Source organism: Salipiger sp. H15 (assembly GCF_040409955.1).
Taxonomy (GTDB): domain Bacteria; phylum Pseudomonadota; class Alphaproteobacteria; order Rhodobacterales; family Rhodobacteraceae; genus Salipiger.
Window position 1 is genome coordinate 63,023 of the sequence record NZ_CP123384.1, and the last position, 22,426, is coordinate 85,448.

General features: G+C 66.6%; 20 protein-coding genes. 11 read left to right on the forward strand and 9 right to left on the reverse strand.

Annotated features, from left to right (window positions below; all coding sequences use genetic code 11):
• The first annotated feature begins 6 nt into the window (after positions 1 to 6).
• The 6 genes from PVT71_RS00285 (at position 7) to PVT71_RS00310 (ending at position 7,760) form a co-directional block, all read left to right on the forward strand.
• Positions 7 to 3,441, forward strand: a complete 3,435-nt coding sequence (locus PVT71_RS00285) for a DEAD/DEAH box helicase family protein (RefSeq protein ID WP_353472499.1) — start codon at positions 7 to 9, stop codon at positions 3,439 to 3,441.
• A 72-nt stretch (positions 3,442 to 3,513) separates the two neighbouring features.
• Positions 3,514 to 4,410, forward strand: coding sequence for a uracil-DNA glycosylase family protein (locus tag PVT71_RS00290; protein WP_353472500.1), 897 nt, complete (start codon positions 3,514 to 3,516; stop codon positions 4,408 to 4,410).
• Positions 4,411 to 4,636: 226 nt separating this feature from the next.
• Positions 4,637 to 5,278, forward strand: coding sequence for a hypothetical protein (locus PVT71_RS00295; RefSeq protein WP_353472501.1), 642 nt, complete (start codon positions 4,637 to 4,639; stop codon positions 5,276 to 5,278).
• Positions 5,250 to 5,903, forward strand: coding sequence for a hypothetical protein (locus tag PVT71_RS00300; RefSeq protein WP_353472502.1), 654 nt, complete (start codon positions 5,250 to 5,252; stop codon positions 5,901 to 5,903). Before PVT71_RS00295 ends, PVT71_RS00300 begins: the two co-directional genes overlap by 29 nt.
• A 555-nt stretch (positions 5,904 to 6,458) precedes the next feature.
• Positions 6,459 to 6,749: a helix-turn-helix transcriptional regulator gene (locus tag PVT71_RS00305; RefSeq protein WP_353472503.1), complete on the forward strand. Its 291-nt coding sequence runs from the start codon at positions 6,459 to 6,461 to the stop codon at positions 6,747 to 6,749.
• 9 nt (positions 6,750 to 6,758) lie between these two features.
• Positions 6,759 to 7,760 (forward strand): hypothetical protein, encoded by a 1,002-nt coding sequence (locus PVT71_RS00310; RefSeq protein WP_353472504.1) that lies wholly within the window; start codon positions 6,759 to 6,761, stop codon positions 7,758 to 7,760.
• A 180-nt stretch (positions 7,761 to 7,940) separates the two neighbouring features.
• On the opposite strand, the gene PVT71_RS00315 is transcribed toward PVT71_RS00310, so the two are convergent.
• Positions 7,941 to 8,567, reverse strand: coding sequence for a TetR/AcrR family transcriptional regulator (locus PVT71_RS00315; RefSeq protein WP_353472505.1), 627 nt, complete (start codon positions 8,565 to 8,567; stop codon positions 7,941 to 7,943).
• 114 nt (positions 8,568 to 8,681) lie between these two features.
• On the opposite strand from PVT71_RS00315, the gene PVT71_RS00320 reads away from it, so the two are divergent.
• Genes PVT71_RS00320 through PVT71_RS00340 form a run of 5 tightly spaced genes read left to right on the forward strand, consistent with a single transcriptional unit; the run spans position 8,682 to position 13,136 of the window.
• Positions 8,682 to 9,743, forward strand: coding sequence for a spermidine/putrescine ABC transporter substrate-binding protein (locus PVT71_RS00320; RefSeq protein WP_353472506.1), 1,062 nt, complete (start codon positions 8,682 to 8,684; stop codon positions 9,741 to 9,743).
• Positions 9,744 to 9,752: 9 nt separating this feature from the next.
• Positions 9,753 to 10,607 (forward strand): ABC transporter permease, encoded by an 855-nt coding sequence (locus PVT71_RS00325; RefSeq protein WP_353472507.1) that lies wholly within the window; start codon positions 9,753 to 9,755, stop codon positions 10,605 to 10,607.
• On the forward strand, positions 10,607 to 11,377 hold the full coding sequence (locus PVT71_RS00330) for an ABC transporter permease (RefSeq protein ID WP_353472508.1): 771 nt from the start codon (positions 10,607 to 10,609) through the stop codon (positions 11,375 to 11,377). The genes PVT71_RS00325 and PVT71_RS00330 overlap by 1 nt, the downstream gene beginning before the upstream one ends.
• Complete coding sequence (locus PVT71_RS00335) at positions 11,374 to 12,408, forward strand: ABC transporter ATP-binding protein (protein WP_353472509.1); 1,035 nt, start codon at positions 11,374 to 11,376, stop codon at positions 12,406 to 12,408. Before PVT71_RS00330 ends, PVT71_RS00335 begins: the two co-directional genes overlap by 4 nt.
• Positions 12,405 to 13,136, forward strand: a complete 732-nt coding sequence (locus tag PVT71_RS00340) for an MBL fold metallo-hydrolase (protein WP_353472510.1) — start codon at positions 12,405 to 12,407, stop codon at positions 13,134 to 13,136. The genes PVT71_RS00335 and PVT71_RS00340 overlap by 4 nt, the downstream gene beginning before the upstream one ends.
• Positions 13,137 to 13,146: 10 nt before the next feature.
• Here PVT71_RS00340 and PVT71_RS00345 read toward each other — a convergent pair whose 3' ends face one another.
• The 8 genes from PVT71_RS00345 to PVT71_RS00380 form a co-directional block, all read right to left on the reverse strand.
• Positions 13,147 to 14,421, reverse strand: a complete 1,275-nt coding sequence (locus tag PVT71_RS00345) for a hypothetical protein (protein WP_353472511.1) — start codon at positions 14,419 to 14,421, stop codon at positions 13,147 to 13,149.
• Positions 14,418 to 16,010 (reverse strand): VWA domain-containing protein, encoded by a 1,593-nt coding sequence (locus PVT71_RS00350; RefSeq protein ID WP_353472512.1) that lies wholly within the window; start codon positions 16,008 to 16,010, stop codon positions 14,418 to 14,420. The genes PVT71_RS00345 and PVT71_RS00350 overlap by 4 nt, the downstream gene beginning before the upstream one ends.
• Positions 16,007 to 17,014, reverse strand: coding sequence for a VWA domain-containing protein (locus PVT71_RS00355; protein ID WP_353472513.1), 1,008 nt, complete (start codon positions 17,012 to 17,014; stop codon positions 16,007 to 16,009). Before PVT71_RS00355 ends, PVT71_RS00350 begins: the two co-directional genes overlap by 4 nt.
• Entirely contained in the window at positions 17,011 to 17,511 is a 501-nt protein-coding gene (locus tag PVT71_RS00360; RefSeq protein ID WP_353472514.1) for a DUF4381 domain-containing protein, read from the reverse strand. The genes PVT71_RS00355 and PVT71_RS00360 overlap by 4 nt, the downstream gene beginning before the upstream one ends.
• Positions 17,508 to 18,485, reverse strand: a complete 978-nt coding sequence (locus tag PVT71_RS00365; RefSeq protein ID WP_353472515.1) for a DUF58 domain-containing protein — start codon at positions 18,483 to 18,485, stop codon at positions 17,508 to 17,510. The genes PVT71_RS00360 and PVT71_RS00365 overlap by 4 nt, the downstream gene beginning before the upstream one ends.
• Positions 18,486 to 18,495: 10 nt before the next feature.
• Positions 18,496 to 19,443: an AAA family ATPase gene (locus PVT71_RS00370; RefSeq protein WP_353473892.1), complete on the reverse strand. Its 948-nt coding sequence runs from the start codon at positions 19,441 to 19,443 to the stop codon at positions 18,496 to 18,498.
• A gap of 81 nt (positions 19,444 to 19,524) precedes the next feature.
• Complete coding sequence (locus tag PVT71_RS00375; RefSeq protein WP_353472516.1) at positions 19,525 to 20,508, reverse strand: HAD family hydrolase; 984 nt, start codon at positions 20,506 to 20,508, stop codon at positions 19,525 to 19,527.
• 100 nt (positions 20,509 to 20,608) lie between these two features.
• A complete protein-coding gene (locus PVT71_RS00380) occupies positions 20,609 to 22,141 on the reverse strand; it encodes an arylsulfatase (RefSeq protein WP_353473893.1) in 1,533 nt (510 codons plus the stop codon).
• Positions 22,142 to 22,426 lie beyond the last annotated feature (285 nt).

The following is a 22,426-nucleotide window of genomic DNA, read 5'->3' on the forward strand; positions in this document are numbered from 1 at the left end:
ATCACCATGACCTCCAGTAACTTTGCCCACCTCGAACGCGACTTCCCCACTGTCCATGCCGCAGCGACTTCGGCGGAGAGACTCGCTATGTCAGAGCCGGAGGCCGCGGCAATCCTGGCGGGCAAGGCGCTTGAGCTGGCGCTCGGCTGGGCCTTTGCCCATGACGCGGGTCTCACGCCTCCTGGCCAGACCGGCGCGAGCCGGATGATCAACGACCCGGACCTGCGGGGCATCATGGGCCAGAAGGTCCATGCCAAGGCCCGCTTCATCAATCTCGTCCGCAACAAATCCGCCCACGAAGGCTCGAACCTGAAGCCCGAGGGCGCACGCCAAGTGGTCGAGGAATTGCACCACGTGATGCACTGGTTCGGGCGAACATATGGCAGGCGCCAGAAACCGCCCGAGCCGAACACCTTCGATCCGGCGCCACTGAGCGCTCGTCTGGACCTGGTCCGCGAGGCGCGGAAGCGCATCCAGTCCACGGACAAGGCGCTTGCGGCACGCACAGAGGAACTGGATGACCTCCGCGCCAGGTTCGCCACCCTTGATGAGGAGTTGAAGGCCAGACGCGCCGAGGTTGCCAAGGCCCGCGCCGATCAGTCTGCCGACCCGCACGACTACAACGAGGCCACCACCCGCCTACGCCTGATCGACCTGCTACTGGCCGAGTCCGGATGGGCTGGCCTGAAGGAAGGCCGGGATCTGGAGTACCGTGTGGAGCCGATGCCCAACGAGCGGGGCCATGGCTTTGCCGATTACGTCCTCTGGGGCGCCGACGGCCTGCCTCTGGCCGTGGTCGAGGCCAAGCGCACCCGGCGCTCTCCTTCCGAAGGGCAACAGCAGGCGAAGCTCTACGCCGACGCCTTGGAGCAGATGCACGGCCGACGCCCGATAATCTTCTACACCAACGGCTATGAGCATTGGATCTGGGACGACGCCCGCAGCATCCCTCCCCGCCGCCTCGGCGGATTCAAGACCGCACAAGAGCTGGGCGAAATGATCGCTCGGCGGTCCGAAGCGAAGCCCTTGACCTCGCAGCAGCCGAAAGCTGCCATCGCCGGGCGCCCCTACCAGACCCGCGCCCTGACCCGCATCGCCGAGCATTTCGATGCCGGCTCGCGCAAGGCGCTTCTGGTGATGGCCACGGGCACCGGCAAGACCCGGACCGTGATCGCCTTAGTGGACATGATGGTCCGGGCTGGTTTGGTGAAGCGCGCTCTGTTCCTTTGCGACCGGATCAGCCTCGTCCGGCAGGCGCGCAATGCCTTCGCCACGCATATGCCGGACAGCTCCCCGGTAAACCTGGTGACCGACTCCTCCGGCACGGGTCGCGTCTATGTTTCGACATATCCGACCATGTTGAACCTGATCGACCGTGCAGATCACAACGGCCGCCGCTTCGGCCCCGGCCATTTCGATCTGGTCATCATCGATGAGGCCCACAGGTCGATTTACAAGCGCTACCGCGCGATTTTCGAGTGGTTCGACAGTTACTTGGTCGGCCTGACGGCGACGCCCCGCGACGAGGTCGATCGCGATACTTATCGGCTCTTTGATCTCGATCCGGGACATCCTACCGATTTCTACGGGCTTGAGGAGGCCTTCCACGATGACTTCCTCAAGCCCTTCGACCCGATCTCGCTGCCGACCCGCTTCATGCGCGAAGGCATCCGCTATGACGATCTGACCGACGACGAAAAGGATCAGTGGGACGAGCTTGACTGGGGGGAGAGCGGCCGCCGCGAAGAGGTTTCCGCCGCTGAGATCAACAAATACCTCTTCAACGCTGACACCGTTGATAAGGTTCTGGCCCATGTCATGGCGCACGGGATCAAGGTCGATGGCGGCGACAAGATCGGGAAGACGATCATCTTCGCGGCCAACAAGGCCCACGCGAAGTTCATCGAAGAAAGATTCAACGCCGGCTGGCCGAACCTCGGCGGCACCTTTGCGCGCCGCATTGTTCATGGCGATAGCTACGCGCAGAGTTTGATCGAAAGCTTCGAGGTCGCCGGCAGGGAGCCGCAGATCGCCATTTCTGTGGACATGATGGACACTGGGGTTGATGTGCCCGAGGTGGTCAACCTGGTCTTCTTCAAACTCGTGCGCTCGAAAACAAAGTTCTGGCAAATGGTCGGGCGAGGCACGCGGCTCTGCCCCGATCTCTTCGGCCCAGGTCAGGACAAGACAGAATTTCGTATCTTCGATGTCTGCGGGAACCTCGAGTTCTTCGGCGCGAACCCCGAATTGTCCGATCCACCGGTCCCGAAATCCCTGACAGAGCGCCTGATCGAAGTCAGGCTGAAAGTTGCAGGTGCCATCGACCAATCTCTGGAAGTTCAGGGTGACAGAGTGAAAGTCGTCGCAGAGGCTCGGATCGCGCCGATCGAGGAAATGTCCAATGTCCGCATCGGCATCGTCGACGATGTCCGCCTTTTCGTCTTGGGTCTCGACACGTCGTCCTTCGTCGTCCGCGGACACCTGCGCGCCGTCGAAACCTGGCAGTCGGATCAGACGTCCTGGTCCAACCTCTCCGACGAGGCGAAAGACGAACTGATGGAGCTTGCAGCGCTTCCAAGCGCGCACGACCTCGGCAAAGAAGAAGCGAAAAGGTTCGACCTGCTCATGTTCGAACTCCAGCTGTGCCTGTTGGGGCGATCAGCCAAGTTGGAGACCTGCCGCCGAAAGGTCTTGGAGATAGCCACCGCGCTGTCGACCAAGATGGACATCCCGGCCGTCGCGCGGCACGGCGAGTTGATCGAGGAGATACTGACCGAAGCCTGGTGGCAGGGCCTGACGGTTCCTATCGCCGAGGTGGCGCGGCTGCGCCTTCGCGAGATCGTCCATCTTATCGATCAGACCTCCCGGGCCATCCTCTACACCGATTTCGAGGATGACCTGGGGATTCCCGCCAGTGTCACCCTCAACCCAGCGGCAGATTTTATCGTCTTCAAGAAGAAGGCCCGTGAATTCTTGTCTCTCCATGGCGAGCACGTCGCGCTGCAACGATTGAAGTCGGGGCGCCCTCTCACCCAACTCGACATCTCCGAGCTCGAAAGGATGCTCTTGGAGGCGGGTATCGGATCAGATGGCGACATCGAAAATGCGAGAAGAACCGAGGCCGCCCAGGTGCAGGGTTTTGGCGTATTCATTCGGTCTCTCGTTGGATTGGATCGCGGTGCCGCCCAACAGCACTTCGCGTCTTTCATCGCTGACGGAGCCTCCGCTGATCAGATTGAATTTGTGGGCATGGTCATCGACCATCTCACGAAAAACGGCGTGATCGATCCGGGCCTGCTCTATGAAAGTCCGTTCACCGACCTGAACCCGGATGGGCCGGACAATGTTTTCGGCGAAGCAAAGGTAGAGCCCTTCCTTTCGCAACTGCGTGCCTTGAATCGAACGGCGGTTGCCGACAGCGGAAGCGCCGAGACAGGTTAGCACGATGAGGATTGGGAGGTACTTGCGGAAAAGCTCGAAGAGTGACGCGGAGGCTACGCCAGGAAGAACACCATGGTGTCTCTGAGAGAGCGGATCGAACGGCATCTTGCCGGGAACTGGCGAGAGGATCTCGCACCGGCCTGGCGTAGGTTCTTTGAGAACGTAGAGCCGGTCATGGATGACCTCCCTGACTGGGACGCTCCGGAAGTGTTTCCGCCGCGCCTCGCTCTGGGCCGACCGCGCGAAGACGCAGATGAGGTTCCTTGTCGCCACATGACCCGAGCTTTCGATGACCTCATACCCGAGCGCGTCCGGGTCGTGATTATTGGCCAAGACCCCTACCCTTCTCAACCGAGAGCTACGGGACGTGCCTTCGAGGACGGAGCATGGAACGAAGCGCAACCCGCGAAAATTGCGGTCAGCCTGCGCCGCCTGCTCCAGTCCGCGGCATCTGCTTCCAGAGGTGACCTCGGAATCACCGAAGATCGCAGTGACTGGCCGTCAGTGCGTGCGGCTATCGCGGCAGGGGAACTTGCTCCCCCGGCAATGCCCGGCTTTTTCGATGCTCTGGCGTCGAGAGATGTACTGTCGGTCAATGCGGCATGGACCTTCACAAGCTCCCAACAACGAGTTCTGGACACTCATATTCGCATCTGGAGGCCCGTCATGGAGCAGCTGCTCTTGAAGTTGCTGCGGCGCGAGGGCGACCCGCCGCTTGTGTTCCTGCTGCTCGGGCGGAAAGCGCAAGACCGGTTCCGAGAAGCTACCTGGCAGCACTTTCAAAATCATCCGGCACGAAATGTCGAACTCGTCTATTGCGCCCATCCCAAAGCATGGACAGGGCGGACCTATTTCGAGCATGACAACCCCTTTGTCAGGATCAATGAAGCGCTGGACCGCCTTGAGTCCCCCCCAATCGAGTGGTGGCCCCGGAATCTTGCTGGACAGCGGGCGCTGGCAGTCCATTGACCATGGCGGTTCCACACCCCTCGCTGGGACTCTTTCGCGGTCAGCCTGTATCTACGCAGTCCACTCCTCATCGCGCCCGCGGTCCGGCGAGTGCGACGCGTTGGCCTGCAGAAGGGGGACGCTCATCGTGCCTCTGCCAAGACGCTCTGGAACGAGGGCAGAAAAGCCCAGGAGGACAACACTTTATGGGGGTCGCACTCGCGCACTCAGGAAGTGAGGCCTCTCGGTGACCCGCTCCGCTCAAACGCCGGCGGGAGATGACCTCAAGCGGCTTGACGAGGCCCTGACAGCCGTCGTGGCAGCCATGCTTCAGCAGTCAAACCGCGCCGCCGGCACGATCATCGGCGTCGCCGCATCCAAGCTCGTCGCTGCCGGGGTCATGGCCGGGACGTTTTGCACTCGATCATATCGGCCTGCTCCGCCGGAAAAACTCTCGCAGCGCTTCCTCGTAGCGTATCACGGTCGGACCGCTGCAACCGATACGGGTCAGAAGCTCCGAATGGAAGACAGCCCGGGAATTGAACTCGCGGTCCATCTTCAGCATCCGATCGACCATTGGCATGCTGTCGCCCATCACGTTCGACGCGTCTCGCATGAGCGATGGCACCAGCTCATTCATGCCCCGCGCAAAATCGTCGAAGGCGGACACCTGCACCGGAAACTGGTCTGCGACATAGCTCTCCCAGATTTCGTATTTCTGGAAGGGAATGTAGGAGTATTCCGGGCCACCCGATCGTGGAGGGACAGGTCACTCCATTCCCGTAAGGGTCCGCGACGGAAGCAATTGCTCTCTGCCGGGCGTCATGCTCTGTCGAAGGCGCACAAGAAAGGCCGTCGCCATGAAGCCGAATTTTCACCAGTTGGTTGAAGGCGCCCTCTGTGCGGTTGCGACCGAAGAGCCGATCTTCCAGTCGGAGGCCAGCCTGCAGCGCGCCCTGGCATCGCAGCTCAAGACCATGACGCCGCTCCTCGATGTCCAGACGGAAGTGCGCCTCTTCGATAACCGAAATACATCCGCAGACATCGTGTTGGGTTTCCGTGGCTGGAAGCATGTCGTTGAGCTGAAATACCCCAAGCAAAAGCTGCTCTGGACGGCACCGGACGGCGAGATCTTTGACCTCCGTTTCGGAGCCAATGACCTATACCGTCATGGCATCCTGATGAAGATCGCCCGCGTCGAGGAATTTATCGCCGCGCTGCCCCAAACGACGGGAAGCGTAGTCGCGCTCACCAATACCGCTGCCCTTTGGAAGACGCCGAAGCCCACCGGATGCGATGCGGAGTTCAACCTCGGTGATGGCGCCCTGGTGACTGGAGACCTCGACTGGGCGCCCCACACCGCAGAAAAGATCGTCGCGAGCTATGGGCGGGTCCCCGCCTTCCGCGGAAGATATCTCGCCCGATGGTCACCCTACTCCGACTTCCACGTGAAGAATGGCGAGTTCCGTTACCTTGCCGTGTCCATCGTTGATGGCTCAGAAGAGACATCGTGACAAGGGACGCAGGGGCAATCATGCACCTGCTCCAGAATTCCTTGATCGTCTCGGCGACGCTGTCGATGACCGCTTGCCCCTTGGCGCAAATCCGGGCACGATCCTTGGCACATCGCGGACTCGCAGAAGAGTCGCACAGAATGACGTCAATGAATTCAATGCCTTAGAGGCAAACCTCCGGCCCCTACCGCCGGAGCCAACTTCCCTCAAAAGAGGTTGGCAAGAACGAAAAAAGGCGCTCCTTCGGGAGCGCCTTTTTTCTTTGGCTCATCCTAGTTTAACATCTAAATCGCGCCATCCACGAATGACATTGGACCGCTCTGCGGCCTGGGCAGCAGCGTCTCGGCCGATATTGCCATTAGCCTTGGCGCGGCTCCTCTTCGCCCCCTGCCTCGAACCTTGCAGAAACCCGGCCCATCACGCTCAGGATCATTCGCACCGAGGTGAATCAATTTTGTGGATTTTTTGTGTACCTTGTAGTACACACTCCACATGACAGAGTTCGGATCATACCTCCGCGAACGCCGCGAGGCCCTGGGCGAGACGGACAGGACCATGTCCCTCCGGCAGGTCGCGCTGCGCATCGGCGTCGAGCCGGCCTTCCTCAGCAAGGTCGAGCGGGGCCTCACCCCGCCGCCGTCCGAGGCCAAGATCGTCGCGCTCGCCGAGGTGCTCGGAGAGGATCCGGACCTGCTGCTCGCCATGGCCGGAAAGGTCTCGTCGGATCTCCTGCAGATCATCCGCAAGCGCCCCCGGCTCTTCGGCGAGCTCCTGAGACAACTCAAGGAACAGCCCGATCATGCAATTCTGAAGGTCGTCCGGCAGGTGTCGGACGGCGACTGGTAGGAGGTACTGATGATTTCTCTCGAAAACGACAGGCTTGAGATCCGCTTCCCGAACATCGCGATCGACGCGGGGATCCACATCGATTTCCAGCGCACGTTGCGCATCCCCGATGACGGCCGCGACCACTTCCTGCCGCCCGGGCTCGGGCGTTTCCCGCTGCGCCACGTCGAGGATTGCGCGCTCGGCGGCCTCGAGCACCGCAAGGCGCGCGGCGGCATCGTCATGCCGATCTTCCAGACCGACGCACTCTGGCTCAACTTCGGCAGCTTCGGCGGCCTCTACCCGAAACTGCCCGTGGCTCTGAAGATCGGCGCGGGCAAGATCAATGCCGTCTCGGGGCTCAGGTGGGCCGAGGGCCTGTCGCAGGACCCGCAGGACTACGTGGTGCTGCCGGGACAGCCGTGGCTCGACGGGTTCAACACCGGCAGGCGCACCGTGCGCCAGTTCGTCGCCGCACCGCTCGGCGAGGGCTACACGGTCGAGGAGCAGATCGACCCGCAGAGCGACGTCGGCGGGCTGCAGATCGAGGCGATCCCGATGAAGAAGTCGCGCTATGCCGAGCTGATCGAGCGGTACAACCGCGAGGAGCGGGAGATACGTTATTGCCTGAGGGCATGCGCCAGCTCCGCGGAGATGGGCCTCGGCATGGGCGGCTCGATGCGCCAGGAGATCCAAGAGGACGAGTACGGGCTTGATGCCTGGGATCTCGAGAACCGCCAGCGCTGCTTCGTCATGCTCGCCAACGCGCAGCAATGGATGGCGATGACGGGAGAGGCGCCGCCGCTCTCGCCGATCTCGGCGCGCGAATACTCCAAGGCCGGCCTGCCCTGGTTCGACTATTACGACGGCGACCGGAAGGCCATCGAGGGCGCAAGGGCGCTTGGACGCATCAAGACGGTGAAGACCCTGTCGCAGCGCCTCCGCGCCGGGATCTGGCCCGAGGACGGGCCCTTGCCCGCCCCGAAGGTGAAGACGATCAGCCCCCACAAGGTCAAGGACGGGTCCTGGTAACACGCCCGTCACGGAGAAGGACGGTCAGGCGCAGCCCTTCATGCGCGGCGTAAGGGACGATGCCGGGCAGGCCACCGGCGCCAGGACCGAAGCTTCTTCGCCAAGGCGCTGCGGCGACGCGGGAAGCGCTCCCTCGGGGGCGCTTCTCTCGCATTCGGCGCTCCGGCAGGCGCGGCGGCCCTAGCCCGCCTCGGCGACGCCGATCTGCGCGGTCAGCGCGCGGACCTTGCGGAACATCGCGGCCTTCAGCTCGTCCAGCGCCATGTCCTCCGACACGGTGTAGGTGGTGAAGAGCCCGTTGAGCCCGAGGAAGGTCAGCTCTCCGAAGGCCCGCGCATCCACCCCGCGCAGCACCTGCCCGCCCTGCTGCAGCCGCTCCATCAGCGCCACCACCTGCTCGGCCAGCGCAAGGTCGAGCTCGCGGTAGCGGCGCGAGAAGGGCGTGTCCGGGCTCTGGATCGAGAAGGCCATGGCGGTGCGCCACATTTCCTTGGTCAGGTAGACCAGTGAGTGGTCGTAGTAGGTCGCCACCAGCGTGCAGATCGCGTCATAGGCATCGGCCTGCGGCGCATCCACCACGCCCTGCCCCTGGTTCAGCACCTCCTCGACCTCCATCGAGACGATCGCCAGCAGGAGGTCGGCCTTGTGCTCGAAGTAGTTGTAGAATGTGCCAACCGAGACCTCGGCGGCCTCGGCAATCGCCTCTATCCGCGCCGCCTCGTACCCGTTCTGCTTAAAAAGCGTGCTCGCTGCCTGAAGAATGGCACGTTGGCGTTTCGCCTTCTGTCTTTCGCGCAGTCCGGCCATGGGGCCCCCTTGGTCACTTCAAAATTGATATTGACTGCAAAACTGAACCGGTTCAACTTTTTTCCCAGACGCAGGGCGGAGAACACCGCCCGCGACCGACAGGAGAGGAAAAAAATGGCACTCACACACAGCTGCTCGCGTCTGGCCATCGCCGCCGGGCTTGCCGCATCCCTGACCTCCGCCGCGCAGGCCGAGGATCTGAACGCGCTGATCTGGTGCGACCACGCCGACCCCGAGCTGCTCGAGCCCTTCGAGAAGGCGCATGACGTCCGGGTCAACGTGAAGGAATACGAGGGCACCGCCGCCGGCCTCACGCTGCTGGAACAGTCCCGCCCGGGCGACTGGGACGTGATGGTGATCGACGCGGTGGACGTCGGCCGCGCGGTCGAGCGCGGGCTGCTCGCCCCCCTGCCCGCGGACCAGCTGAACACCTCCAGCTACTTCCCCGAGGCGGTGCTCGCCGACCACACCACCGTCGATGGCACCACCTACGCGGTGACCGAGAAGTTCGGCTACAACACCATCGCCTACAACAAGGCCAAGGTGGACCCGGCGGACATGCAGAGCCTCGATGCGCTCTGGTCGGGCAAGTACGACGGCCGCATCGCGATCTACGACTACTACCTGCCGGTGCTGGGCCTTGTCGGCCTCGAGGCGGGCATCAAGACGGCCGATCTGGACGCCGCCGCGCTCGAGACCATCCGCGAGCCGCTGATGAAGCTCGGCGCCGCCTCCAAGCAGGTGTCGGACGTGGTGGGCAGCCAGACGGCGCTCGCCACCGGCGAGGTCGACGTGCTGATCGGCGGCGGCGAGTGGCTGACCGCCGTGCTCAACGCCGAGAATCCCGACCTCGACTGGACCATCCCCGAGGAAGGCGGCCTCCTGTGGGCGCAGTCGCTCGCCATCGTCGAGGGCACCGAGAAGCCCGAGCTGGCGCTGGAATTCATCAAGTACATCACCTCGCCCGAGGGACAGGCGCGGCTTGCGACCTCGTCCTGCTACTGGGGCATGCCGGCCAACAAGGCCGCCGGTGACGTGCTGACGGATGAGCAGAAGGCGATCCTGCGCTGGGACGACCAGCCGGACTACCTTGCCCGCGCGCAGCTCTACCCGGTGCCGGACGCGGACACCGATGCCGCGATGCAGGACCTCTGGACCGACATGCTCCAGAACTAAGAGAGACAGATGAGCATCGAAAGACAGGAAAAACGTCAGGGAGCGGCCTTGGTCGCTCCCGCGCTGCTGTGGACGCTGGCCTTCTTCGCCCTGCCCTTCGCGGCGATGGTGATGATGAGCCTTGCCCATCTCGAGGGGCGCGAGATCGTCCAGGGCCATGACCTCGGCAACTACCTGCGGATCTTCACCGACCCGTCGCTGAGGCGGGGCATCTTCGTCTCGCTCGAGATCACCGCGGTGGTCACGGTGATCTCGGTGCTGCTGGCCTGGCCGCTGGCGTGGATCATCGCCACCCGCGTGCCCGCCCGCTGGCGGCGCATGGCGCTTCTGCTCGCGGTGCTGCCGTTCTGGACCTCCTACGTGGTGCGCTCCTATTCCTGGGCGCTGGTGCTGGGCGAGAAGGGCGTGGTGATGAACGCGCTCGTCGGTCTCGGGCTGCTGGCTGAGCCGGTGCAGATCATGGCGACGCGCTCGGCCACGATCATCGGCTTCGTCCATTTCTTCGTGATGCTCCTCACCCTCACCATCTATTCCAACCTGATCCAGCTCTCGCCGAACTACGCCCGCGCCGCCGAGGATCTCGGCGCATCCAAGTGGCAGGTGATCCGGCTGGTGATCCTGCCGCTCACCCTGCCCGGCGTGATGACCGGGGCCTTCCTGACCTTCGTGCTCTGCATCGGCGATTACATCACGCCGCAGATCCTCGGCGGCAACAACGAGCTGACCCTGCCGCAGCTGATCATGCTGCAGCTCGGACGGCGCGGCGACTTCCCCATGGCCTCGGCCCTGTCGGTGGTGCTGATGGCCATGGTCACCCTCGCCTATGCCGCCTGCGCGCGCTGGCTGAAGATGGATCGCGTGTGATGAAGTACTTCTCCTGGGCCTATCTCGTCGCGCTCTTCGCCTTCATCCTGCTGCCCGTCGTGACGCTGGTGATCTTCTCCTTCCAGGACGGCCGCCTGCCGGTGCCGCCGTTCAAGGGCGTGACCTTCGAGTGGTACGCCAAGATCCTGTCGGACCGCGCGATGATGGAGGCGCTCGGCAACTCGCTGGTCGTGGCGCTGCTGTCGTCGCTGGTCGCGCTGACGCTGGGCTTTCTCGCCGCCTCGGGCCTTGCCCGCGTGGTGCTGCCGGGCTCGGTGCTGATGCGCGGGCTGCTGATCGCGCCGATGACCGTCAGCTACCTGATCATCGCGCTCGGCCTCCTGCAGATGTTCAACCAGGTCGGCATCCGCCCCTCGCTGCTGGCGACCGGCATCGGCCACGTGGTGATCAACCTGCCGCTCTGCTTCGCCATCCTCTACGCCGCCATCGGCGAGCACCAGAAGAGCGCGCTGAAGGCGGCACGAGACCTCGGTGCCCGCGAATGGCAGGTGCTCTGGTTCGTCGCAGCCCCGATGCTGACCCCGGCGCTCGCCGCCGCCTTCTTCCTCGCCTTCACCTTCAGCTGGGACGAGTTCATCATCGCGTTCCTGCTGACCCGGTTCGACGTGACCCTGCCGGTCGAGATCTGGTCGATGCTGCGCTCGGGCCTCTCGCCCGCGACCAACGCCGTCGGCTCGCTGGTCTTCCTCGTCTCGGTCGTCGTGGTGGTGGCGCTCGAACTCACGCTTTTCCGAAAGGGATCGAAATGACCGCGGATGTGCATATCAAGGCCGTCGAGCACAGGTTCAACAGCTTCACCGCCCTGCACCGGGTCGACCTGCAGATCGCCGCGGGCGAGTTCATCGTGCTGCTCGGGCCCTCTGGCTGCGGCAAGACCACGCTCCTGTCGATCATCGGCGGGTTCCTCACGCCCTCCGAGGGGCAGCTGCTGATCGGCGGGCGCGACATGACCCACGTGGCACCGAAGGACCGGCCGACCACCACCATGTTCCAGGATTACGCGCTCTTCCCGCACATGAGCCTGCGCGACAACGTCGCCTTCGGCCTGCGCATGCGCGGCATGGGCAAGGCGGCACGAAATGCCAAGGCGCTCGAGATGCTCGAGATGGTGGGCCTCGCCGACAAGGCCGCGCGGCGCCCGCACGAGCTCTCGGGCGGCCAGCGCCAGCGCGTCGCGCTGGCCCGCGCGCTGGCGGTCGAGCCGGACGTTCTGCTGCTCGACGAGCCGCTCGGCGCGCTCGACCTCAAGCTGCGCCGCCAGATGCAGGAGGAGCTGAAGGCGATCCAGCGCCGCGTCGGCACCACCTTCGTGCACGTGACCCACGACCAGGAAGAGGCCATGGCCATCGCCGACCGCATCGTGGTGATGAACCACGGCCGGACCGAGCATTGCGGCACGCCCGAAGAGGTCTATCTCACGCCGAGGACCATGTTCTCGGCCGACTTCATGGGCGAGACCAACCGCATCCCCGTCAGCCCCGCCGGAGCGAGCGTCACCTCGCCGCTCGGCCCGCTTGCCATCGCGCCCGCCGAGGGAATGCTCTGCCTGCGCCCCGAGAGCATCGGCCTCACGGGCGAGTTCAGCCTCGGCCGCGCGACGCTGGTCGAGGCGGCCTTCTACGGCTCCTACCACCGCTGCCACTTCCGCCCGCTCGCCGCGCCGGAGACGCTCCTCACCGCGCACCTGCCGCAGGGCGAGCATCCCCGGCCCGGCGACGAGGTCGAGCTCTTCGGCCGCAACCCGGTCGTGCTGGCCCCCGAGGCGAAGGCCGCCGCATGAGCCCCCGCATCCCGCCCAAGGATTGGTACCGCCAGCGCACCGTCGGCGACGGGATCACCTGGATCGACGAGCCGTTCATCCAGGAATTCTACCGCTGCAACATCTGGCACGTGCGCGGGCGGGACCGGGATCTCATTGTCGACAGCGGCATGGGCGTGGTCAGCTTGCGCGAATGGGTGCCGCTGGTCTCCGAACGGCCTCTGGATGCCGTCGCCAGCCACACCCATTTCGACCACATCGGCTGCCACCACGAGTTTCCCTGCCGCCTCTGCCATTCCGCCGAGGCCGACCTTCTCGCCCAGCCCACCCGGCAGAACACCCTCGCCGATCCCTACGTGACCGACGCGATCTTCGACGCCCTGCCCGACGTGCCCTACAGCTCCGCCACCTACGCGGTGAAGGGCGCCCCCGCGACGCGGCTCCTCGAGGATGGCGACATCATCGACCTCGGCGACCGGCACTTCGAGGTGATCCACACCCCCGGCCACAGCCCCGGCGGCATCGCGCTCTGGGAGCAAGCCTCGGGTGTGCTGATCTCGGGCGACATCGTCTACGACGGCCCGCTGATCGAGGACACCTACCATTCGGACGCCGAGGCCTACATCCACTCGATGCAGCGCCTCGCCGCGCTGCCGGTGCGCATCGTGCATGGCGGGCATTTCCCCTCCTTCTCGGGCGCACGGCTGACCGAGATCGTCACCACCTGGCTGAAGGAAAAGGGCGTCTGATCCCCCGCGCCTAGGTCGCGCCGCCGGGGTTGAGCGGCGGCAGCGACGCGACGCCCGACCCGCGCCCGCCGCGCGGGCGGGCCTTGTCGAGCGCGCCCCTCAGCGCCGTCCAGGCCGTGTCGCCGGGATTGGCCGCGCCGCCGCCGTAGCGCTGCGCCCCGAGCGCCAGCAGCGCCGCCTCGACCGACGGATCGCGGCGCGGGTCCGGCCCCGCCACCCGCCCGGCCCAGAGATCGAGCGCCGGGCGCAGCCCCGCATGGTCGCGCCGCGCGATCACCTGCAGCAGCCCGCGCCAGGCATAAGCCTCGGACGCCAGCACCCTCTCGCGCCGCTCCGCCCGCCACTGCGCCAGCGCGGGCAGCAGGAAGCGCAGCATGGCCCAGAGCAGCACCAGCGCCGCCAGCCCCACCCCGGCCAGCATCGCGATGCGCCGGGGGTCGAGCGGTTCGTTCCGCGCAGGCGGCGGGCCGTCGACGTGAAGCTCCAGCCCCTCCGCGGTGGCAGTCTTCACCACGCCCTCGTCGGTGTCCCACCAGTCGAGCCGCACCTCCGGCAGCGCGCCGCCGCCGCCCGCCTCGGCGAGGTAGGTCACGCTCTCGACCCGGCTGCCGCTCGGCACGCCGCGGTCGTCCTGCTCGGAGACCTGCGGCTCGTCCGGGTAGGCGGCGAGACCCGGCAGCTCGACCGGCCCGAGCAGCACCGGCAGGAACATCGGCGAGACGCCCTGCACCTTTGCGGTCACCCGCCACTTGAGGCTGTCACCGGGCACCATGGCGGCGGGGTCGCCCTCGATCTCCTGCATGAGCGTGAGGTCCGCGGCGGCGATGAAGGGATCGAGCCCCTCGGCCCCCTCCGGCACCACCCCGGCGAAGGCGATCGGCCCGGTGCTCAGCACCGCCTGCCGCGGTTCGCCGGTCTCGAGATCCTGCCAGGTCACCTGCACCTCCTGCGGCGGCAGCGTCACCTGCCCGGGCACCATGGGCGAGATGCGGTAATGCCGCGAGATGCCCGCCCAGGTCTCGCCGTTCACCCGCTCCGAGACGGGGTTGGTGGACCGGGACGGCAGCCGCACCAGCAGGTTCGGCGCCTCGAGGCTGGGCCAGACCGGGGGCTTGGGCATGAAGGTCGGCACCAGCACCGTCAGGCGCAGGCTGAGCGACTGGCCGGGGATCGCCTCGGTCTCGGGAAAGTCGACGATGAGTTGCGGCAAGGTCTCGGGCGCGTCGTCCTGCGCCCGCGCGGCGGCGGGAAGCAGGAGCGCGAGCAGCAGCAGGAGCCGGATCATTCGCCGCCCTCCATCGGTGCAGCAGTCCCGCCCGCACCCCCTAACGCGCCGGGCTGTGCCGCCTCACCCGAATTTGACGGCGGCTGTGCCGCCTCGAGCGAGAACCGTATCCGCAGGAAATCCTCGGTGCGGGTGTCGACGGTGTTCATCCACTGCTCGGCGGTCAGCAGCCCGCTGCCCGCGTCGCTGCCGGCCTCGCGCTCGGTCTCCTCGCCCTGTCCGCTCTCGTTGTCATAGACCTCCTCGTCGGCGCCGATCCCCTCTTCCTCGCCGGTGTCCGAAGCCGCCTGCGCCGCCTCGACATATTCGACGATGCGCTGCGCGGTCTCGAGGTTCTCGGCCGCGCCGGGATAGTCCGGGTCGCGCGCGAGCGCCGTCTCGAAGGCGCGCACCCCGTCGCGGTAGTTGTGGCCCTTGATCTGGGCGAGCCCCTGGATGAAGGCGGCCTGCGCGGTCTCGACCCGGTCCAGCAGCTCGACGGCGGCGTCATACTGCCCGCTGCGGTAGAGCGCGTAGCCGCGCCAGAGCGGGTCAACAAACCGCTCGGCGGCGCGGTCGAAATGCTTGCGGTCAAAGGAGATGCGCCCCTGCTGGTCGGGGGTCAGGAACCAGTCGGCGAGGCCCTCCGCCCGCGCGCCCTGCGGCATCGCGAGCAGGGCAAGCCCGGTCAGCACAACCCAGCGCATGGTCCAGCCGCGGCGGAACCAGAGCAGCACGATCAGCGCCGCGGGCCAGGCCAGCCAATGCGCGCGGTCCTCCCAGGGCTGGTCCACATCGTCGAGCTGCGCCCGGCGATAGGCGGCGTTGAGCAGCCCGTCGAGCCTGCGGATGTCGGACGGGTCCGGCGTCACCTCGATCACCGGCGCGGACAGCGCGTCGAGCCCGCGGTCGCGGCTGCCCTCGGGCCTCACCGAGAGCACGGCGAGCGGCGAGCCGCTGGCATCGAGCGCCGCCACGTCCGCCGGGTCGAGGCTGTCGGTGACGAAGAGGATGCCGCCCGGCGCGCCCTCCCCGGCCAGCATCGCCTCGGCCAGCCCCAGCGCCTCGCCCGCCACCGCGCCCTCGCGCGGCATGATCTCGGGGCTCAGCCCCTCGAGATAGGGCACCATCACCTGCGCGTCCTCGGTCATCGGCAGCACCACGTGGGCGGTGCCCGCATAGGCCACCAGCGCGGTGCGCGCCCCGGCCCGGAGATCGAGGAAGTCGCGGATCTTCTGCTTGCCGCGCTCGAGCCGCGAGGGCGGCAGGTCGGTCTGTTCCATCGCCGGGGTGACCGCCAGCACGATAACGGCGGGGGCCGACTGCGCGGCAAAGGGGTCGGGCTGGCGCGACCATGTCGGCCCCGCCGCGCCAAGCGCCGAAAGGATCAGCACCGCGGCGGTGCCATCGATCGGCAGGACGCGCCGCCGTTCGGCCCGCCCCACGGTCAGCGCCTCGCGCAGGTGCGGCGCCAGCCCATCGACCTCGATCCCGCCGCGCCGCAACGGGCGGCGCACCAGCCACCAGAGCCCCAGCACCAGCGGCACCAGCAGCAGCCAGAGCGGGCGCAGGAAGTGGAAGGCTTCGAGATAGAGGCCAAGGTCGCTCATGCCGCCTCCTCCACCTGCCGCAACGCCCGGCGCCGCCTCTGCACGCGCAACTGAAGCCAGAGCACCGTGCCGAGCCCGAGCAGCGACGCGAGGCCCATCGGGATCCACGACAGCGACCGGCGCGGGCGGAACGACAGCGTTTCGGTCTCGCGCGGGGCGAGCGCGTCGATCCGGTCGTAGACCGCCTGCAGCGCGGCGGCGTCCTCGGCGAAGAAATACTGCCCGCCGGTGCGCAGGGCGATGGCCTGAAGCGTGGCAAGATCGACCCGGTTCTCGCCCGTCGCCTCGGGATCGCCGACGCCGATGGTGAAGATCTCGACCCCGCGGTCGGCGGCGATCTCTGCGGCGTTGACCGGGCTCATGCGGCTGGCGGTGTCCGACCCGTCCGAGAGCAGGATGAGCAGGCGCTGGTCGATGTCGCTGGCCTCGAAGGTTCGGATGGCAAGGCCGATGGCATCGCCAAGCGCGGTGTGCGGCCCGGCCATGCCGACCTCGGTCGTGTCCAGCAGCTCGGTGATCGTGGTCAGATCGTCGGTCAGCGGCGCCTGCAGGTAGGCGGCGGTGCCGAAGACGATCAGCGCCATGCGGTCGCCGTCGCGCCCCGAGACGAACTGGTCCACAACCTGCCGCACCCCGGCGAGGCGCTGCAGGCGCTGCCCGTCCGGCGCGGCGAAGTCCCTGGCGTCCATCGAGCCCGAGATGTCGATCGCCAGCACCACGTCGCGCGCCGCCTTATCGATGGTGATCGGCGCGCCCACCCGCTCGGGCCGGGCCAACGCCAGCACCAGCAGCGCCCAGCAGAGCGTGGCGGTGATCCACGAGATCACCGGGCGCGAGAGCACCACCGCCCCGGCGCGCGGCTCGGCCCCAGCGGCCTCGGTCATGCGGCGGAAGAAGGGAAAGCGCAGCGCGCTCTCGCGCTCGCGGTGCGGCGGCACCAGCCAGCGAACCAGCAGGGGCAGAGGCAGGAGCAGCAGGAGCCAGGGGGCGGCGAGCGAGATCATGCGGCGGCCTCCCCCCTGCGCTCGGCGGCGGGCGCGGCGCGGTGGGTCTTCAGCCAGCGCAGCGCGGCGCGGCGCAGCTCGGGCGAGGGCGCGGCCCGCGGCTGGCGGTAGGGCGCGCGGCGCAGCTCCTCGCCCGCGGTCTCGGGAAAGGTGCCCTTGCCGGTGCGCGACAGGAACCCGGTCCAGGCGGAGCCGGTCAGCGAGGCCACCTCGGTGCGCGGATAGGCGGCCAGCGCGGCGCGGCGCAGGATGGTGGCAAGCTCGGCGGTGGTCTGCGCCCGCTCCGCCTCGGCCAGCGCGGCGCGGCGGTAGGCGTTGGCGGCATGGTATCGATACCAGCGCCAGCCCGCCCAGACCAGCAGCGCCAGCAGGATCAGCGCCAGCGCCGCCCAGCCCCATGTCTGCGGGGTCAGCGGCACGGGCGGCGGCGGCGCGGGCTCGATCAGCTGGTTGACCAGCGCAACGAGGCTGTCGGCTTGCGGGCTCTCCTCGTTCATCGCGGCCCGAGCCCCAGCAGGCGGCGCATCTGCGGCAGCGTCTCCTCGCCGGCCGAGAGCGGCAGGATCGCCACCCCGAAGCGGCGCTGCCAGTCGAGCACATCGGCCAGCCGCCCCTTCGACATCTCGATCAGCCCGCGCCGCGTGCCGGGCTCGGCGGTGTCTATCTCGGCCTGCAGTTCGCCATCGGTGACGATGATGCGCAGCCCGCCCGGGATCTCTCCGGCGCTGGGGTCGGTCACCGGCACGAGGATCAGGTCATTGTGGCGGGAGAGCCCCGAGACGATGCGGTCGGTCTCGGCGTCGATGCCGTCGAAGTCGCTGAGCACGATGATGAGGTGGTTGCGCGAGGCGATGCGGGCGACGGCGCGCAGCACCTCGGTCAGACCGATGGGCGCGACGTTCGGCGCCTCGGCGTGCAGCAGCCCGTTCGCCTCGGCCAGCGCGGTGAGGAAGCGGTTGAGCGCGGCGCGGCTGCGCTGCGGGCGGATCTCGGCGATCACCTCGTCGCCGAAGACGATGCCGCCCACCCGGTCGCCCTGGTCGAGGATGCGGAAGGCGGTCATCGCGGCGGCCTCGGCGGCGGTCACCGATTTCATCGCGCGGCGGGTGCCGAAGAACATCGACATGCGCTGGTCGACGACGATCAGTGCCGGGCGGTCGCGCTCCTCGGTCATCACCCGCACATGCGGCTTGCCGGTGCGGGCGGTGACCTTCCAGTCGATGGCGCGGATGTCGTCGCCGGGCAGGTAGTCGCGCAGTTCCTCGAAGTTGAGCCCGCGCCCGCGCAGGCGCGAGGCGTGGCGGCCGTTGAGCACCGACTGCGCCGGCTGGCGCGGCAGGAAGCTGAGCCCGCGCGCCGGGCCCTCGAGGCTGCGCAGGTAGGCCAGATCGGTGTGGATGCGCGGATCGTCCGTGACCGGCGGGGCCTTCGGCTGTGTGCCGGTGCGGATGCGGGCGGCGCGGTCCTTCATCGTGTCCCCCTCAGGGCAGCGCCACCTGCCGGACGATCTCGGCAACCACCGCGTCGGGGCTGATGCCCTCGCCCTGCGCCTCGTAGCTGAGGCCGAGGCGATGGCGCAGCACGTCGGCGACCACGGCGCGGATGTCCTCGGGGTCGACGTAGTCGCGCCCGGCAAGCCAGGCATGGGTGCGGCCGCACTTGTCGAGCGCCAGCGAGGCGCGCGGGCTGGCGCCGACCTCGATCCAGCGCGGCAGGTCCTCGCCGAACTCGGCGGGCACGCGGGTGGCGTTCACCAGGTCGGCGATGTAGCGCTCCATCTCGGGCGCGACGCGCAGCGCGGCGATCTCGCGGCGGGCGGCAAAGACCGCCTCCTGCGGGATCGGCGTCGGGGGCTGGGCGGCCGCAGCCCCGGCCCCTCCCTGCGCCGCGATCTCCTCGGAGCGCACGAGGCGGATCACCTCGACCTCGTCCTCGACCGGCGGGTAGGTGATGTTCACGTGCATGAGAAAGCGGTCCATCTGCGCCTCGGGCAGCGGATAGGTGCCCTCCTGCTCGATGGGGTTCTGCGTCGCCATGACCATGAAGAGCGGCTCCATCCTGTGGGTGGCGCCCGCGACGGTCACCTGCCGCTCTTCCATCGCCTCGAGCAGCGCCGCCTGCACCTTGGCCGGGGCGCGGTTGATCTCGTCCGCGAGCACGAGGTTTGCGAAGATCGGACCCGGCTCGAAGCGGAACTCGCCGCCGCCCTCGCCCTGGTAGTAGACCTCGGTGCCGGTGACGTCCGAGGGCAGCAGGTCGGGGGTGAACTGGATGCGCGAGAAGTCGCATTCGAGGTTGCGGGCCAGCGCCTTGATCGCGCGGGTCTTGGCAAGGCCGGGCAGCCCCTCGACCAGCAGGTTGCCGTTGGCCAGCAGGCCGATCAGCAGCCGCTCGATCACCTCGCGCTGGCCGATGATCGCCTCGCCCATGCGGGCGCGCAGGGCCTCGATCTGTGCCCGCGCGCCGCTTTCGGTCATGCCTTCCATGGTCCTGTCACCTTTCACCCCCGCTCACTCTGTGGGGAACACCTTGGCCCAGTCCTGCGCCATGTCGACGATCGTCCAGCCGCGATTGGGCCCCTCGTCGAGCCCGCGGTTCAGCGTGCCGATGTGCCCCTCGCGATCATAGGCGAACTCGCGCGCGGCGTCGGTGTGGTGGACCAGCAGGCCGAAGCTCGGCCCCTCGCCCGAGGTGGTGTATTCGAGCATGGCGAAATCGCCATCCGAGTTGCCCGCGGCGAAGATCGGCTTGCGGCCGATGTGGCGCACGATGCCGACCGGCTTGCCCTCCTTGTCGTCGATGAAGGTGACGCCGCCGCTCTTGGTCAGCATCGGCAGCCCGTCGACCACCTCGTAGGCGGTGTTGCCCTCGGTGCCGACCACCTGCCAGGGCGGGATGCCATAGGTCTTCTCGGCGAAGGCGCGGATGAAGTCGATGCCGCCGCCCGAGACGATATAGGTGGTGAACCCCTCGTCGCGCAGGTAGCTCAGAAGCTCGAGCATCGGCTGGTAAACCATGTCGACATAAGGCTTCTTCGTCGTCGGATGGGTGTAGTTCGTCAGCCAATCGAGCGCGTCGGCCTGGAACTCGTCGACGGTCAGCCCGGAATGCGAGACGTTGATCACCTCGAGCAGCCCCTCCATGCCGCTGGCGAGGATGCCCTCGACATCGCCCTTGGCCCCGGCCTTCAGCGCGTCGGAGGTGAGGATGGCGGGATCGGCCTCGGCCTTCTCGTGCAGCACGTCGAGCGCGTAGAGCGCCTGGAAATAGAGCGGCTGCTCGGTCCAGAGCGTGCCGTCGTTGTCGAAGGTGGCGATGCGGTCCTCCTCGGGGACGTAGGTGTCGGAGGCGGGGTCGGTCACGCTCTCGACGAAGGCGATGATCGCCTGCTTGGAGCCCGTGTCGTTCCACGAGGGCAGCGGGTCGGCAAGGGCGGAGCCGGCGGCAAGCAGCGCCACGGCTGCGACGCCCGCGAGAAATCTCGGATGCATCATGAGGACAATCCCTTTTCCGGGAGCGCACGCGGCGCCGTCCGGTCTCAAACTGAAAATCGGTCGGGAGGGCCGCAGGTGGCCCTCCCGGGAAGACAGGAAATCAGTTGCCGCCGCTGATCGAAGCCAAGGCCGCGTTGATGTCTGCCTGGACCTGATCAATCGAGAAGCTGTCCGGGCGCTGCGCGGGCGGGTATTCCTTGAAGGTTTCGAGGAATTGCCCGACGACACCAGCAGCAGGCGCGGCGAGATAGGCATGCTGGAACACCCAATCCCAATAGGTGTTCGAGGTGATGTCAGCCTCTTCGTAGGGATCGGCGTGCAGGTCGAACATCTTGGGCAGGCGCAGCTTGACGAAGGGTTCCGCCCAGATCTGCATGGTGCCCTGCGCGCGCTGCTCCGCAAAGACGAACTTCCAGTTCTCGTACCGCAGGCCAACCACTTCGCCGTCGTCGTTGAAGTAGAAGAACGCGTCACGCGCACTTTCGTCGGACTCGCCCGTCAGATAGGCCAGTTGGTTGTAGCCATCGAGGTGGTTCTTGTATTCCTTGCCATCGATGGTCGTGCCGTCCAGCAGCCGCTGCGTGATGTCGGTGTCTCCGACGGCGGCCATCAGCGTCGGGAACCAGTCCAGACCCGAGAAGAGGTCGTTGGCGATGGTCCCCGGCTCGATGTGGCCCGGCCACTTGATCATGGCGGGCACACGATAGGCACCTTCCCAGTTCGAGTTCTTCTCGTTCCGGAAGGGTGAGGAGGCCGCATCGGGCCAGGTGTTCTTGTGCGGGCCGTTGTCGGTTGTGTAGATGACGATGGTGTTGTCCGCGACGCCCATTTCGTCGAGCGAGTCGAGGATCGTCCCGATCAGCGCATCATGTTCGACCATGCCGTCGGCGTATTCGGTCAATGCGGTCAGGCCGGGTTCGCTGCGGTGTTCCTCGCGGACATGAGTCCGGGCGTGCATCCGCGTGGTGTTGTACCAGGTGAAAAAGGGCGTGTTCGACTCCACCGCGCGCTTCATGAAGTCGATGGCGGCAGCGGCGGTTTCGTCGTCGACGGTTTCCATCCGCTTGCGGGTGAGCGGGCCGGTGTCCTCGATCTCGCCGTCGGCATAGGAGTGGATCACACCGCGCGGACCGAACCGTTCACGGAAGGCCGGATCCTTCGGATAGTTGCGGTCCTCGGGCTCTTCCTCGGCGTTGAGGTGGTAGAGGTTGCCGAAAAACTCGTCGAAGCCATGGGCGGTCGGCAGGAACTCGTCGCGGTCCCCAAGGTGGTTCTTGCCGAATTGCCCGGTGGTATAGCCGAGGTCCTTCAGCGCCGACGCCAGCGTCACGTCGGAATCCTGCAGACCTGCGTTGGCCCCCGGCAGGCCGACCTTCGAGAGGCCCGTGCGGAAGGTCGTCTGACCCGTCAGGAAGGTCGAACGCCCTGCGGTGCAGCTCTGCTCGGCGTAGTAGTCGGTGAATTTCAGACCTTCATTCGCAATGCTGTCGATGTTCGGCGTGGTGTAGCCCATCATGCCGAAAGTGTAGGTCGACAGGTTGGACTGCCCGATGTCATCCCCGAACATGACAAGGATGTTCGGCTTGTCGGAAGCACCGCTGTCCTGCGCCCATACCGCGGTCCCGTAGGCCATGGTACAGGTCGCCGTCAGGGCGACTAAAAGTTCCCGTTTCATGCAATTCTCCCAAGCAAAATCAATTCGAAAACCGCACTCGTAACCCGGCGCAACACATGCCGGGGACCGGACGCGCCGGCGGTACGAATTGCCGGGCCTTCCGTATTGCGGCGCAGCCACATTGCGACAGAAGGGGGACGCCATGTGTACTCAACCAGAGGGACACTTGAATGAAATTGACCGCCCCTGTCGGGAGTATTCTCCTGACGCTAGGGAAAAGCAACCGTGACCTTCCGAACCGCG

Coding starts and splice junctions, on each gene's coding strand:
- PVT71_RS00380 (WP_353473893.1), bottom strand. CDS start 22,141: ATGGCCTACGGGACCGCGGTATGGGCGCAGGACAGCGGTGCTTCCGAC.
- PVT71_RS00330 (WP_353472508.1), top strand. CDS start 10,607: ATGAAGTACTTCTCCTGGGCCTATCTCGTCGCGCTCTTCGCCTTCATC.
- PVT71_RS00285 (WP_353472499.1), top strand. CDS start 7: ATGACCTCCAGTAACTTTGCCCACCTCGAACGCGACTTCCCCACTGTC.
- PVT71_RS00345 (WP_353472511.1), bottom strand. CDS start 14,421: ATGATCCGGCTCCTGCTGCTGCTCGCGCTCCTGCTTCCCGCCGCCGCG.
- PVT71_RS00310 (WP_353472504.1), top strand. CDS start 6,759: ATGATTTCTCTCGAAAACGACAGGCTTGAGATCCGCTTCCCGAACATC.
- PVT71_RS00335 (WP_353472509.1), top strand. CDS start 11,374: ATGACCGCGGATGTGCATATCAAGGCCGTCGAGCACAGGTTCAACAGC.
- PVT71_RS00320 (WP_353472506.1), top strand. CDS start 8,682: ATGGCACTCACACACAGCTGCTCGCGTCTGGCCATCGCCGCCGGGCTT.
- PVT71_RS00300 (WP_353472502.1), top strand. CDS start 5,250: ATGAAGCCGAATTTTCACCAGTTGGTTGAAGGCGCCCTCTGTGCGGTT.
- PVT71_RS00360 (WP_353472514.1), bottom strand. CDS start 17,511: ATGAACGAGGAGAGCCCGCAAGCCGACAGCCTCGTTGCGCTGGTCAAC.
- PVT71_RS00305 (WP_353472503.1), top strand. CDS start 6,459: ATGTCCCTCCGGCAGGTCGCGCTGCGCATCGGCGTCGAGCCGGCCTTC.
- PVT71_RS00340 (WP_353472510.1), top strand. CDS start 12,405: ATGAGCCCCCGCATCCCGCCCAAGGATTGGTACCGCCAGCGCACCGTC.
- PVT71_RS00355 (WP_353472513.1), bottom strand. CDS start 17,014: ATGATCTCGCTCGCCGCCCCCTGGCTCCTGCTGCTCCTGCCTCTGCCC.
- PVT71_RS00350 (WP_353472512.1), bottom strand. CDS start 16,010: ATGAGCGACCTTGGCCTCTATCTCGAAGCCTTCCACTTCCTGCGCCCG.
- PVT71_RS00375 (WP_353472516.1), bottom strand. CDS start 20,508: ATGATGCATCCGAGATTTCTCGCGGGCGTCGCAGCCGTGGCGCTGCTT.
- PVT71_RS00365 (WP_353472515.1), bottom strand. CDS start 18,485: ATGAAGGACCGCGCCGCCCGCATCCGCACCGGCACACAGCCGAAGGCC.
- PVT71_RS00325 (WP_353472507.1), top strand. CDS start 9,753: ATGAGCATCGAAAGACAGGAAAAACGTCAGGGAGCGGCCTTGGTCGCT.
- PVT71_RS00370 (WP_353473892.1), bottom strand. CDS start 19,443: ATGGGCGAGGCGATCATCGGCCAGCGCGAGGTGATCGAGCGGCTGCTG.
- PVT71_RS00315 (WP_353472505.1), bottom strand. CDS start 8,567: ATGGCCGGACTGCGCGAAAGACAGAAGGCGAAACGCCAACGTGCCATT.
- PVT71_RS00290 (WP_353472500.1), top strand. CDS start 3,514: ATGGTGTCTCTGAGAGAGCGGATCGAACGGCATCTTGCCGGGAACTGG.